The organism is Maricaulis maris, from assembly GCF_003634045.1.
In the GTDB taxonomy this organism is placed as follows: Bacteria; Pseudomonadota; Alphaproteobacteria; order Caulobacterales; family Maricaulaceae; genus Maricaulis; species Maricaulis maris.
Genome location: NZ_RBIM01000004.1, coordinates 1 through 12595, shown reverse-complemented (window position 1 = coordinate 12595; position 12595 = coordinate 1). Strand labels below are relative to the sequence as shown.

12 protein-coding genes are annotated in these 12595 nt (G+C 63.1%); 4 read left to right on the top strand and 8 right to left on the bottom strand.

The features are described from left to right. Positions 1-52 precede the first annotated feature (52 nt). The 5 genes from C7435_RS08700 to hppD form a co-directional block, all read right to left on the bottom strand. Positions 53-583, bottom strand: a complete 531-nt coding sequence (locus C7435_RS08700) for a DUF4199 domain-containing protein (protein ID WP_121210939.1) — start codon at positions 581-583, stop codon at positions 53-55. A 103-nt stretch (positions 584-686) separates the two neighbouring features. Beyond that, on the bottom strand, positions 687-1169 hold the full coding sequence (locus C7435_RS08695) for a helix-turn-helix transcriptional regulator (protein WP_233350722.1): 483 nt from the start codon (positions 1167-1169) through the stop codon (positions 687-689). Continuing rightward, on the bottom strand, positions 1162-2979 hold the full coding sequence (locus C7435_RS08690) for a hypothetical protein (RefSeq protein WP_147422664.1): 1818 nt from the start codon (positions 2977-2979) through the stop codon (positions 1162-1164). The genes C7435_RS08695 and C7435_RS08690 overlap by 8 nt, the downstream gene beginning before the upstream one ends. A gap of 162 nt (positions 2980-3141) precedes the next feature. Beyond that, entirely contained in the window at positions 3142-3675 is a 534-nt protein-coding gene (locus C7435_RS08685) for a VOC family protein (protein ID WP_121210935.1), read from the bottom strand. Positions 3676-3684: 9 nt separating this feature from the next. Beyond that, positions 3685-4764 (bottom strand): 4-hydroxyphenylpyruvate dioxygenase, encoded by a 1080-nt coding sequence (gene hppD / locus C7435_RS08680; RefSeq protein WP_121210933.1) that lies wholly within the window; start codon positions 4762-4764, stop codon positions 3685-3687. A 139-nt stretch (positions 4765-4903) separates the two neighbouring features. Between hppD and C7435_RS08675 the strand changes: the two genes are divergently transcribed. The 3 genes from C7435_RS08675 (at position 4904) to typA (ending at position 8727) form a co-directional block, all read left to right on the top strand. Next, positions 4904-5455, top strand: a complete 552-nt coding sequence (locus C7435_RS08675; protein WP_170150410.1) for a MarR family winged helix-turn-helix transcriptional regulator — start codon at positions 4904-4906, stop codon at positions 5453-5455. Between the two features lie 83 nt (positions 5456-5538). Then, positions 5539-6789, top strand: a complete 1251-nt coding sequence (locus C7435_RS08670; RefSeq protein ID WP_121210931.1) for a cache domain-containing protein — start codon at positions 5539-5541, stop codon at positions 6787-6789. Positions 6790-6900: 111 nt separating this feature from the next. Further along, on the top strand, positions 6901-8727 hold the full coding sequence (gene typA, locus C7435_RS08665; RefSeq protein WP_198928851.1) for a translational GTPase TypA: 1827 nt from the start codon (positions 6901-6903) through the stop codon (positions 8725-8727). A 187-nt stretch (positions 8728-8914) separates the two neighbouring features. Here the strand turns inward: typA and C7435_RS08660 are convergent, their stop codons facing one another. After that, on the bottom strand, positions 8915-9367 hold the full coding sequence (locus C7435_RS08660; protein WP_121210929.1) for a hypothetical protein: 453 nt from the start codon (positions 9365-9367) through the stop codon (positions 8915-8917). Positions 9368-10119: 752 nt separating this feature from the next. Between C7435_RS08660 and C7435_RS08655 the strand changes: the two genes are divergently transcribed. Then, on the top strand, positions 10120-10899 hold the full coding sequence (locus C7435_RS08655; protein ID WP_121210927.1) for an SDR family oxidoreductase: 780 nt from the start codon (positions 10120-10122) through the stop codon (positions 10897-10899). 471 nt (positions 10900-11370) lie between these two features. Here C7435_RS08655 and C7435_RS08650 read toward each other — a convergent pair whose 3' ends face one another. Together C7435_RS08650 and C7435_RS08645 are read right to left on the bottom strand one after the other, a co-directional pair. Then, the gene (locus tag C7435_RS08650) at positions 11371-11775 is read right to left on the bottom strand and encodes a hypothetical protein (protein ID WP_147422663.1); all 405 of its coding nucleotides are present in this window, start codon (positions 11773-11775) and stop codon (positions 11371-11373) included. A gap of 9 nt (positions 11776-11784) precedes the next feature. Next, the gene (locus tag C7435_RS08645) at positions 11785-12495 is read right to left on the bottom strand and encodes a hypothetical protein (RefSeq protein WP_121210923.1); all 711 of its coding nucleotides are present in this window, start codon (positions 12493-12495) and stop codon (positions 11785-11787) included. Positions 12496-12595: the final 100 nt, after the last annotated feature.

Below are 12595 nucleotides of genomic sequence, written 5' to 3'. Positions count from 1 at the left end.
GCAGCGGGTTTGGTCCCCGTCGCGCAGCAAGCCGGGCGCGACGGGGAGAGGATCAGACCCGGTGCGGCAGGAGTTTGCGATTGCGCAGCAGGGCCGCGGAGATCAGGCTGACCAGCACGCCGATCGGGAAGATTTCGATGAAGGTCATCGGCAGGCGGAACCACCAATTACCGTACAGCTCCATCATGGCGCTCATCTCGTCGCGGAAGGCAGCCAGTTCCGCAGCGGTCGCTCCGGCGGCTTCGCGGGCGGCGATCTGGCCGTTGAGATAGCTGTCCATGAAGGCGCGGTCGGTGGCGTTGAAATAAATCTCCCAGGCGGTGACGTAGAAAACACCGGCCAGGGCGGCAACGCCGAGGCCCAGCGCCAGGGCCGGCCAGAAGCGGATCACCCCGCCCAGATTGATGTCGCGATGACGCTTGATGGCGATGAAGATGATGGACAGCGACAGCAGCATGCCCAGATAGCCGATGGCTTCCGAGCCAACGCCGTCGGACCCGGCCAGCAGCGTCATGCCGAGGATCAGGAAGAGGGCGACAAGGCTGCCGGCGATGCTGCCGAAAACGAGAATGATACGGGTCATGATGTCGATATCGCCCGGTCGGGCGCCTCCTTGTTTGATGGACCGGTCCAGCCTGCCGGTCCCGCGCCGCGCGTCGTCACCCGGATGGGTGATTGTGACGAAATCACCCGTCTGACCGGGTCGTCGGAGTGGGCGTATCGCCCGCCGCCGGGATCAGACGCAGGTCGCGTCCAGTTTCGATCGCCTGGATGCGGCTGGTGACGCCCAGCTTGTCGAACAGGCGGGCGATATGGGTCTTCACCGTGTTGGGCGAGACGCCGAGCGTGCGGGCGAGTTCCTTGTTGCTGTCGCCGCTGACCAGGGCTTCCAGCACGTCCAGTTCGCGCGGGGTGATGGCGAGGGACTTCAGCGCCGCCTCATTGCGCACGAAGGGCGCGGGCGGCGCCCGGCGCGTGAGCCGCATCCCGACCCAGACCCCCAGTGCCGCGAAGGCGGCACCGATCAGCCCGATCATGATTTCAAGCGGGATCATGCGGGCCCAGAAGCGGTATTGCAGCCATTCCAGCGCGAAGGCCCCGAGCGCCAGCGCCGCCGCGTAGAACAGGACGGGGCGCCACAGGCCGCGTATGGCTGCAGGGTCAGTCACAGGCGAAATCATCAGCGCCGACCGGTCGGCAGGGAGCCGGGAAACCGTGCTCGCGCCAATAGTCGAACGTGCCGCTCGAGCGCATCAATTGCCGGAAGGCCGGTGTTTGCCGATAGCGCGAGGCGCCGGGTTGCCAGATCGACACCGGCGAGACTGGCAGGCCCTCTGCGCCGAGCGGGGTGAGCACGAGCGACAACAGCAAGGCGGGGTGGTCACGATCGTCCGGCGGCATGTAGTCGAGCGCTTCGCGCAGGAGTTCCGAATGGTCGGCATTCGGGGTCTGATAGGCGTCATAAATCTCTCCGAGGCGCGGAAACCCCGGTAATATCCAGGGCTGATTGGCCGCAATCAGGAAAGCAAGCCGTTCGTCATTCTCCTCCAGAACAGCGAAATTGACCCATTGGGTGGTGCTCAGCCCGTTGGCCAGATTGGCCTCCAGTGCCGCCAATGCTTCGTCCGTCCGGCCCATGGCGGCCAAGGTGTCGTAGTAATTTTCGGCGCATGCTGCGTACCGCGCCTCGATCTGCACGCAGGTCTGGAAGCTTGACAGGGCACCGTCCAGATCACCGACAAAGAGCCGGCCCATGCCCAGCCAGTTATGGATTGTGGCGTCGTGGGGATTGAGCGCCGCCGCTCGATTCAGGTCCGTGAGAACCGAGCCAATGTCGCCCGGCTCGCCGTGGAACATCATCCGCTGCGATCGATGGCTGGCCCGAACCGCGATGGCAAGCGCATTGTCTGGATCCAGCGCCAGGGTTTGCCGGGCATAGCTTTCGGTCAGGGTCGCCTGGTCCACCCCGGCTTCGGGGCCATAGCCATGGGCCCCCCGCACATTTGAAATCGCTGCCCGCAAGGCCCAGGCTGCGGTGAAATCGGGTGACTGCTCGACGGCCAGCGCCACCAGGTCGGCGGCGACGTCGAGATCGGTGCGGCGATGGAAAAGGTCGCGTGCCTGCAGATAAAGGTCATAGGCATCGACACTGTCCGTCAGAGGTGCGACCGCGATCTCAGGCGCTTGAATGTCCAGTACCTCGCTGAGGGCGCGGACGATGGCATTGGCGATCTCGTCCTGGATGGCGAACAGGTTTTCCGCCGTCAGCGACTGGTCATAGGTCTGCGACCATAAATGCACATCGCTCCGGGCATCGATCAGCTGGGCGGTGATGCGGATCGTGTTTCCCGAGCGACGGACAGACCCTTCCAGCACGTGGCGAACCCGCAGCCGCTCTGCGATCTCGGGCACGCCCATCGTATCACTTCGATACTGGAAGGCCGAGGTTCGCGAGGTGACGTCCAGCCCTTCGATCCGGACCAGGACATTGAGGATCTCCTCTGAAATCCCGTCCGAGAAATATTGCTGGTCACCGGCCGGCGAGAGATCGAGAAAGGGCAGGACGGCGATCGAATTGTCACTGGGGATGCCGTCGGCAATCGCGCCTGCGTCCGCTGTCGGTATTTCCGATTGGCCGGGACGTGTCAGCATCTGGCTGCTTGCGATTACGGCGACGATGACCAATGCCCCGATCAGCGCATAGTCGGGCATGCCCGCGGCCGGGACCTGACTGGCCTTGTCCGCCGACCCGGTTCGCTTAAGCCCGTCCGGTGAGAGTTCGAAGGCCCAAGCGATGAAGAGAATGACCGGGAAGCCGGCCAGCAGCAGGACCAGGGCGAGACTGTCAGCCCAGTCGGGCAGGCCGGCAGCGCCGCCGATCGTTGCCACCACCTGCATGATCAACCAGGCAACCACCAGATAGGCGGCGGCGACGCGAAACACGCTGCGACGGCGCAATTCGGCAATCAATCCCAACATCTGTTCCGATTTCCCCCGGCGCTTGCGTGGCATCCTGACCATATTGGCAGAATAGGCAAGCTGACGCGGGACCCGGTCGAGCCGGGGCATCGGGCAAAGAAAACGCCCCGTCCGGGCAGACGGGGCGAGAGGTCATGACAGGTCTAGCGGGTTTGGGGGATGCTAGTCCTGCTCGTGAAGCCAGGCTGCGTGCTTGGGTGCGCGCTTGGTCTGGCTCCATTCCTCGATCATCGCCGGGGCGACGCGTTTCAGTTCGGCCATCTGCTCGTCGGTGCCGGTATTGGCGGCGAGTTCCAGACGGTGGCCATTCGGGTCGAAGAAGTAGATCGACTTGAAGATGCCGTGATTGATCGGGCCAAGCACGTCCAGGCCTTGTGCCTCGATATGCGCCTTGGAGGCCAACAGCGCGTCCATGTCCTCGACTTCAAAAGCGATGTGCTGGACCCATTCCGGCGTATTGCCGTCGCGGCCCATTTCCGGCGAGTTGGGCAGTTCGAAAAAGGCCAGGACATTGCCCATGCCGGCGTCCAGGAAGACGTGCATGTACGGGTCCGGCGCTTTGGTCGAGGGGACTTCATTCTCGGCAATGGCGAGTTTGAAATCCATGCCCATGACACGCTGGTAGAATTCGACCGTCTCTTTCGCGTCCTTGCAGCGATAGGCGACGTGGTGGATGCGCTTGATGTTGACGGACATGATGTCCTCCTACTCGGCTGCGTTGATGACGCCGCGTTCGATCTGGTCGCGTTCGATGGATTCGAACAGGGCCTTGAAATTGCCTTCGCCGAAGCCTTCATCTTCCTTGCGCTGGATGAATTCGAAGAAGATCGGGCCGATCGCCTTGCCCGAGAAGATCTGCAGCAGCAGGCGCGGCTGGCCGCCTTCGGTGGTGCCGTCGAGCAGGATGCCGCGCTTCTTGAACTCTTCTGTCGGCTCGCCATGGCCCGGCAGGCGGTCTTCCAGCATGTCGTAATAGGTGGCTGGCGGCGCTGTCATGAATTCGGTGCCGGCCTTTTTCAGACGGTCCCAGCATTCCAGCAGATTGTCGCAGGAGAAGGCGATGTGCTGGATGCCTTCACCCTTGTACTCGCGCAGATATTCCTCGATCTGGCCGACGGCTTCGGACTTCTCTTCGTTCAGCGGGATGCGGATCAGACCGTCGGGTGCCGTCATGGCGCGGGAGACCAGGCCGGTATATTCGCCCTTGATGTCGAAATAGCGGATCTCGCGGAAATTGAAGAGGTCCTCGTAATACTTGGCCCAATAATCCATCCGGCCCTTGTAGACATTGTGGGTCAGGTGATCGATCACGTTGAAGCCACAACCCTCGGGGTGGATGTCGACGCCGTCGAGATAGACAAAATCGATGTCATAGATCGACTTGCCGTCCTCGAAACGGTCGATCAGATAGACCGAGGCGCCGCCAATGCCCTTGATCGCCGGGATGACCAGCTCGGAAATGCCCGGCTCGGTCAGCACCGGTTCGGCGCCGCGCTCCAGCGCTTCCTCATAGGCCGCAGCCGCATCGCGAACGCGAAAGCCCATGCCGCAGGCTGACGGGCCGTGTTCCTTGGCGAAGAAGGACGCTTGCGTGTCGGGCTCGTAATTGATCAGGAAGTTGATCCCGCCCTGGCGCCACAGCTCGACATCCTTGGAGCGGTGATTGGCGATATGGGTAAAGCCCATGGCCTGGAAGACCGGCTCGATGAGGCCGCGCTCGGGGGCGGTGAATTCCACGAAATCGAAGCCGCAAAGCCCTATCGGATTTTCGAACAGGTCAGCCATGTCATCTCTCCTGGAGTGTCGGGGCGACGCCGTGGGGCCGCTCCCGGACCGGGGCGGAGGCGCGCTGTGTTCAATGTGCCCCTTGACTACCTTATTGGTTGCTATTGCGTCAAGTTGTGATTGCAACTATCATGGTGTCATGACCCAGACGAATACCCATGCAGCCAGCCCGTCCGCTGACGCCCTGGCGTCCGCCGACCGATCCGACCTTGCCGAGACGTCGGCCGACTTGGTGACCGACGTGGACTGCGAGCCGATCCGGCTCACGGAATACTGGCCCTACCAGGTCACCGTGCTGGCCGACCGGATCGCCCGTCTGACGGCGGCCATCGTCAAGCGCGAGGCCGGACTCAACCTGTCGCAATGGCGGGTGCTGGCGGCGATTGCCGAGGCGCCCGGGCGGACGGCGGTTGAGGTGGTGACGGTGACACCCATGGACAAGGGCATTGTCTCGCGCGCCACGAAGGCATTGCTGGAAGGCGGTCTTGTGGTGCGCCGGGCATCGCAGGCCGACGGCCGGGTCAGTCATCTCTACCTGACCAGCAAGGGCAAGACGGTCTATGCCCGTTTGCGTCAAGCGGTGGAAGTGGTGCCGCTCGCCGCCAACCGGATGATGGATGCCGGCGAGCAGGGGGCGTTTTGTTCCCTTGTGACACGACTTGCCAATTCCGTGCCGGACGAAGCGCGATAGACAAGCGAATCGGCTCATCAAATATCACCGTATGTCAGCCAGTCCCGGTGTATAGGAAGGTCTCGAATCAAGGTCGGTTTTCCGTGCGCCAGGCGATCATTATTGCTGTCCATGTCCTGATTTCGGTGGTTTTTGCCGGAATTTCCGGCCTTGCTGCGCACAAAATCCTGATGTCGTCCCTGTCGATGGCGCGGGCCGAAATGCTGCACTCCTATATCCGGGTACGGGCGGATCGCGAGCAGACCCTGTTCGACGAAGCGCGCACTCTGGCCGAGGCTGCCGAAGCAGCCTTCCTGCGTCGCCACGCCCTGATCGATGGCGAGGATATCGTTGACGACTTCAATGCCTTGTTCCCGCCCTTTGGCGACGGCACCCGGCGCAGCCATCCCGACCTGTTCGACGGCCGCTCCCTGCCCGGCGCCGATCATGTGTTCGGCATCGGCGCCTATATGGGCGACGGCGAGAACATGACCATCGAGGAACAGCGCCGCTACATGGCCGGCTTCCATGTCGTGCGCGCCTTCGGTGAAGCGCATCTGGGCGAATTCTCCAGCCTCTATTATTTCACGCCGGACCGCCGCGTCGTGATCTTTGCGCCGGAGCGCGCCGACCGGCTCGCCTTCTACCGCTATGAGGCGCCGGCTGATTTCAACCTGCAGGCGGATGAAGACCCGCGCCTGTTCAGCCTCGAGACCAATCCCGACAGCGCCATGCAATGCACCCGCCTGTCGCGTTTTGTCTATTCCGACGGTGGCGAGCGCTCGGCGACCGCCTGTCGCAAGCCGATCCGCGTCGATGGCGAGCTGATTGGGGCTTTCGGCACCTCGATCGACATGACCGAACACCTGGCCTCTTCGCTGGAAGCGCCGCCGGCCGGTGGCGTGAATCTGGTGTTCGACCGCGACGGCAGTGTCATCGCCCGAGGGCAGACCCTGCAGCAGGCCCGCGCGATCGGTATCAACCCGGTCGAGATCATGGCCCTTCTGCGCGATGATCCGCGACCGCGCGGTGTCGTCGGAACGCCGCGCAGCGAGTTTCTGGTCGCCTTCAGCCGGATTGCCGGTCCCGACTGGTATTTTGTCTCGGTCAGTCATCTCGCCGAAATCAAGGCCGCCTCGGATCGCTGGGGCTGGCGATTGTTCTGGTTCATCCTCGTGGTGTCGCTGGTGATCACCTCGCTTCGTGGCTTGTTGCGGCGCTCGAACTTCGTGCGCGCCTTCCTCGAACCGCAGGCGCCAGCCCCGGCGACGCGTCGCTACATGTCGACCCCGGCCCGCCCGGCACAGGACGCCAAGCCGCCCCGTGATGCCGGTCCGCCGCCGGGCGGACACTGACCGGCCGGGCACCCGCTCATCAACTCTTGACGCCCGTGCGCGGAATAAGCACTGGCCAGCCACGCCCTCACAGCGTATGAGGGCGCGCCTTTTCACGACAGGAATGACATCATGAGCGCGTCCCTCGACAAGCTGCGCAATATCGCCATCGTGGCGCACGTTGACCACGGCAAGACCACGCTGGTCGACCAGCTGCTGCAACAGTCCGGAACGCTGGGCGAGCGGGCCAATGTGTCCGAGCGCATGATGGATTCCAACGATCTGGAAAAAGAGCGCGGGATCACCATCCTGGCCAAGAACACCGCCGTCACCTGGAATGACTGGAACATCAATATCGTCGACACCCCCGGCCACGCCGATTTCGGCGGCGAGGTTGAGCGCGTCCTGTCGATGGTCGATGGCGTCCTGCTTCTGGTCGATGCCGTCGACGGCCCGATGCCGCAGACCTCCTTCGTGACCAAGAAGGCGCTGGCCCGCGGCCTCAAGCCGATCGTGGTGATCAACAAGGCCGATCGTCCCTCCGCTCGCCCGGACTGGGTGGTCGACCAGACCTTCGACCTGTTCGACCGTCTCGGCGCCAATGAGGAACAGCTCGACTTCCCGGTCGTCTACGCCTCCGCCCTGCAGGGCTGGGCCGCCAATGAGGCCGGCGTGATCGGCACCGACATGACGCCGCTGTTCGAGATGATCACCGCCCACACGCCGCGCCCGGATGTCGACCTCGACGGCCCGCTGCAGCTGCAGGTCTCGGCCCTGGACTATTCCTCCTTCACCGGTGTGATCGGCATTGGCCGTGTCGCCCGTGGCCGTGTCGCCCGCAACCAGCCGGTCGTGGTCGCCAAGGCCGATGGCAGCGAACAGCGCGGCAAGGTGCAGCAGATTTTCGGCTTCCATGGCCTCGAGCGGGTTGAGCGCGAGAGTGCCCAGGCGGGTGACATCATCACCTTCACCGGCATCGACAATCTGAAAATCTCCGACACGCTATGCGATCCGGCCAATGTCGAGGCGCTGCCGCTGCTCTCGGTTGACGAGCCGACCCTGTCGATGACCTTCCAGGTCAATGACAGCCCCTTTGCCGGCCGCGAAGGCAAGTTCGTGACTTCGCGCAATCTCAAGGAACGTCTTGACCGCGAGCTGATCCACAATGTGGCGCTGAAGGTCGAGCAGCAGGACAATCCGGACAAGTTCACCGTTTCCGGGCGTGGCGAACTGCACCTGTCCATCCTCATCGAAACCATGCGCCGCGAAGGCTTCGAGCTGGCCGTCGGTCGTCCGCGCGTGGTCATCAAGGAAATCGATGGCGAGCTGTGTGAGCCTTATGAGAGCCTCACCGTCGACCTGGAGGAAGATCACCAGGGCGGCGTCATGGAGAAGCTCGGCCAACGCAAGGCCGAGATGAAGAACATGGTGCCGGACGGGCATGGCCGCGTCCGCATCGACTACATCATCCCGACCCGCGGCCTGATCGGTTTCCGCTCGGAATTTCTCACCCTGACCTCGGGCACCGGCCTGATGTTCCACACCTTCGACCACTACGCCCCCAAGACCGGCGGCGAGATCGGCCAGCGTCACCATGGCGCCATGGTCTCGATGATCGACGGCAAGGTGCTGGGCTTTGCCCTGTTCAACCTGCAGGAGCGCGGCAAGCTCTTCGTCGGACACGCCGTCGAGGTCTATGAAGGCATGATCATCGGCGTCAATTCCCGCGATGACGACATGATCGTCAACCCGACCAAGGGCAAGAAGCTGACCAATATGCGGGCTTCCGGCACGGACGAGAACATCGTCCTGACCACGCCGATCAAGCTGACCCTGGAATACGCGCTGGAATTCATCAATGACGACGAACTCGTCGAGGTGACCCCCCAGACCATCCGCATCCGCAAGACCTTCCTGAAAGAGCACGAGCGGAAGAAAGCCTCGCGTTCCGCGGGTTAGATTCACAACACCTTGTCATCCCCGTTGGACGTCCGGCGAAGGCCGGACGCAGGACGGGGACCCATATGCCCGCCACTAGTTAGGTCCCTGACTTTCGCCCCGCCTTCGCGGGGCGGGAACCTGCGCCCGCGCAAGCGGGTGGCAGGGATGACAAATTTGCGGCAGGCCCGGCTCTCGCGCCCCTCCCTCACGTCCCCACATAAAGCTTCCGCTTGCCGGACTCGGCCTGTTTCTTCGCCTGCTTGAGCAGCTTGTGATATTCGTCGGGATCGCGGGCCCAGCCGTTGGGCTCCATGCCTTCGCCGAACTCGCCGTCGAGCATTCGGGCGATGTCGCGCAGGGTCTGCACCATGTCCAAACGGACGCTGTTGTCATCGGCGCGGAAATATTCGTTCAGCTCGCCCAATGCATCGGCCAGCCAGCTGGACTTGAGGCGGTCCAGCAGGATTTCGGCTGAGACGATGGCGGCCTTGCTGTCGCCTTTGGCGAGTTGCTGGTTCATGGCCTCGTGAATGGCCTTCAGGGCCAGGCATTCATAATGCACGCAATCGCCGATCAGCGCGCCTTGCGTGGTGGTGAGGTCGGGGTTCTTCGGGGTTATCGGCGCTTGCGGGTCGATCGGGCGGGTTGAGCGCGGCATGGGTGTCTCCAATCTTTGGTAGGTTTTCAGACAGGGTGAGGGGTCCGCACGCGTGAGCGCCGGAGAGATGGGAGGGAGCGGGATGCCGGCCGGAGCCGATAAAGCGCTGATTTAATAACGGTAGGCTTCGACAAGCATCCCGCTCACGGAGTTTTCCCGGACGCTCTCGCGACCGATTCCAATGCGTCAGGTAGATGGGGTCGGTCGTTTAGTGCCCCGCGACCTGGTCGCACGCCCTGCCGGAGCTTCGGGATGTCACCCCCGAGACGCGGACAGGCTCCGCTCGTTTCCGGGCACAAGTGACTGAGCTCGCGCCTCCCGTCCCGAAAACCGAGGGCATTATCGCTTGCGGTGAAGGGGAGCGGATAAGTTTGCCGCCTATCCCCGCAACAAACACCGTCATCCCGGCGCACGCCGGGACCCAGTCTGCGACGCAAGCTGTTACCAGGCCAGGCGAAATCGTGTGCGCGAGACTGGGTCCTGACTTTCGTCAGGATGACGATTATTGGGCGGCCAGGGCGGGGATAAATTCCCGCTTGTCTCCCCGCATGCGGGGAGGTGGGCTCGGTATCGCGCAGCGATGCCGAACTCGATGGAGGCGAAAAAGGGCGGGTGAGCATCGCGAGGGAAAGACATGTCGGCGGCCCTTCACCGGTGAATGTCGCTCATTCCGTACCCGACCCTCGACAGTCGCGTTTTCACCCGCTACGCATCCCGTAACAAAACATAAACCCTGACGGGAGGTCCGTACCATGTTTGATAATCTGTTTTCCCTTGAGGGCCGTGTGGCTCTGATCACCGGTGGCTCGCGCGGCATTGGCGAGATGATCGCCGAGGGCTATGTGCGGGCCGGGGCCAAGGTTTACATCACCGCGCGCAAGGCGCCGGAATGCCTGGCGACGGCCGAGCGCCTGTCCGAGCTCGGCACTTGTATCGCCCTGCCGGGTGACGCGTCTGGCGCAGATGGAGCCCAGGCTCTGGCCGCCAAGTTTCTCGAGCATGAAAGCAAGCTCGACATCCTGGTCAATAATGCGGGTGCTGCCTGGGGTGCACCGTTGGACGAGTTCCCCGAGAGCGGCTGGGACAAGGTCATGGACCTCAATGTCAAGACGCCCTTCTTCCTGATCCAGGCCCTGCACGGCGCCCTCAAGGCGGCCGCCTCGCCGCAACAGCCGGCCAAGGTGATCAATATCGCCTCGATCGACGGGCTGTCGGTCAACATGATGGAGACCTATTCCTATGCCGCGTCCAAGTCCGGCATCATCCATCTGACCAAACGCCTCGGCCTGGAAATGGCCAAGGAAAACATCAATGTCACCGCGATCGCGCCGGGCGCCTTTGCCTCTTCGATGAACAAGGTGGCGCGCGATCATGCCGACATGGTGTCCAAGGGCGTGCCCTCGGGCCGGGTCGGTGAGCCGTCCGACATGGCCGGCGCGGCGATCTTCCTGGCCTCGCGGGCCGGGGATTATGTGGTGGGCTCGACCGTCGTGGTGGATGGCGGCGTGGCGCAGGCGCGCGGGGCGTTTTAGGGGCGGATCGAATTGAGTTTTTGGGGGCGGGTCTCGCGTGGCGGGCCCGCCCCTTTTTGTGAGCGGAAGCAAGCATTGTGGTCTTGTCAGCCAGCTGAAACTCCCCCTGAGGCGTCTTCCCGGCAAGACAATCAAGGGTGAAAGGGCGCGGATCGCGCCATTTTCGACTCACGCCCGCTCCCCCTTGCCTCCCCCGTTCCGGGTATTCCCGGCAGGCGGGGCTGCGACCGATGTAGCGCGCCGCCCGGTTTGGCAAATTGTGCCACCGGGTTTGTCATCGGCGTAAGGTGGCCGTCTAACCCTCTTCGGCGGGGCCTCAAAGCGCCTTTGAACGCCTTACTTCAATCCTCTACCGAATCACCGCTCACACGGTGAGCATATCGCTGTAGACCGAGCAGCCGACTGCTGACCAGAAAGTACGCGTTGACCATGTCGACGTAAGCCGTCTCATAGTCCGTACACTGGCGCTCTTCAGGGGCTGTCGAAATCCCCGCCACCAGCGGTGGGGGCACCATCAGGTTGGGCGCCGGCGGCGCGTAGGGCGGCGTTGGCTTCCTCGACGGCGCGATCGACGAGCAGGCTGCGGTCAGGATCGCTGGGGCAATCAATGCCAGTAGAGATGCGCGCAATTTCATTTCGTATTCCTCCAATGGTCTGTGCCCAATCGCTAGTCAATCGGGCCGTAGCCTCACCGTCCTCGAGCGCCACCTGAAGGTCGGCCATAAAGCTGGTTTGAGATGCCGTAATGGCAGCCAAGTCCGCTGCGTCCTGGGCTGCGTCGCGACGCTCCCAGCCGTCCACCCGGCCACTCAGATAAGCCCACGAGATCATCGCGAGCACAGCAACCAGCAAGGCTGGACCTCGATGATTTAGCATTGGCCGCTCCTAACTCAATCCCGCCAGCGTCGTCATCATGGCGGCTTCGGCCGCATCGATGCGGGCCGGGATGGCAGCAATATCCGTTTCCGGATCGGCGATATCGGCCTTGGCGGCGAAATAAAGGCCTTCGATTGCGGCGTTCACCGGCGTCCAGGCAACGTGCTTGGCGCGGATCAGAGTGGCGACGTCTGCAATGCTTTCGCCGTGAACACCCACCTCGGCCGACAGGTATGGATAATCGGCCGGGTCGATCTCTTCCTCGTTCAAGGCGGCCGCTTCGTGGCGCTCCACCTCGGCCAGCTTTTCGCGATAGGTCTGCGCTTTGGCGGCGCCGCCTGTCAGGACGGACAGGCGCAGGCGCTCGGCCCGATTGGCCAGATCGGCAATCCCACGCTGGCGATAGGCGGCGATATCGTCTTCCGACATCTCGGCCGGAGCCACCACCGGCAGCGACTCCGGATTGACAACCGGGTCAGCCGCCAGTGCGTCCCGCACAGACTTGGGAAGGTCAGCCTCGGCGAGGAATTCTTCACGGGAGATCGTCGACCAGGTCGACAGCCCATAAGCCGCGATCAGGGACATGCGCCCGGCACGGTCGATTGCAGGTTGTCCGGCGAAATGGACAGCCGCCTCAACCAGTTCTGGCGGATAGTGGCCGGCCGAATGGCCCCATTCGATCAGGGCAAGAGCGGCGTGGGCAGGAGACTTGGACTTCATGATGTGTTCCTTTCAGGTTAAGCGGCCAGGTCTTCCAGCGCCGCATTGGAGAGCCGGTAATCCCAAAACGAGACCCGGCGAAGGTAAGAGGAAAGATTGG

Bases quoted from the DNA above. Each gene is read 5' to 3' on its own strand.
- C7435_RS08700 (WP_121210939.1), bottom strand. From the start codon at position 583: ATGACCCGTATCATTCTCGTTTTCGGCAGCATCGCCGGCAGCCTTGTC.
- C7435_RS08690 (WP_147422664.1), bottom strand. From the start codon at position 2,979: ATGTTGGGATTGATTGCCGAATTGCGCCGTCGCAGCGTGTTTCGCGTC.
- C7435_RS08685 (WP_121210935.1), bottom strand. From the start codon at position 3,675: ATGTCCGTCAACATCAAGCGCATCCACCACGTCGCCTATCGCTGCAAG.
- hppD (WP_121210933.1), bottom strand. From the start codon at position 4,764: ATGGCTGACCTGTTCGAAAATCCGATAGGGCTTTGCGGCTTCGATTTC.
- C7435_RS08675 (WP_170150410.1), top strand. From the start codon at position 4,904: ATGACCCAGACGAATACCCATGCAGCCAGCCCGTCCGCTGACGCCCTG.
- typA (WP_198928851.1), top strand. From the start codon at position 6,901: ATGAGCGCGTCCCTCGACAAGCTGCGCAATATCGCCATCGTGGCGCAC.
- C7435_RS08660 (WP_121210929.1), bottom strand. From the start codon at position 9,367: ATGCCGCGCTCAACCCGCCCGATCGACCCGCAAGCGCCGATAACCCCG.
- C7435_RS08655 (WP_121210927.1), top strand. From the start codon at position 10,120: ATGTTTGATAATCTGTTTTCCCTTGAGGGCCGTGTGGCTCTGATCACC.
- C7435_RS08650 (WP_147422663.1), bottom strand. From the start codon at position 11,775: ATGCTAAATCATCGAGGTCCAGCCTTGCTGGTTGCTGTGCTCGCGATG.
- C7435_RS08645 (WP_121210923.1), bottom strand. From the start codon at position 12,495: ATGAAGTCCAAGTCTCCTGCCCACGCCGCTCTTGCCCTGATCGAATGG.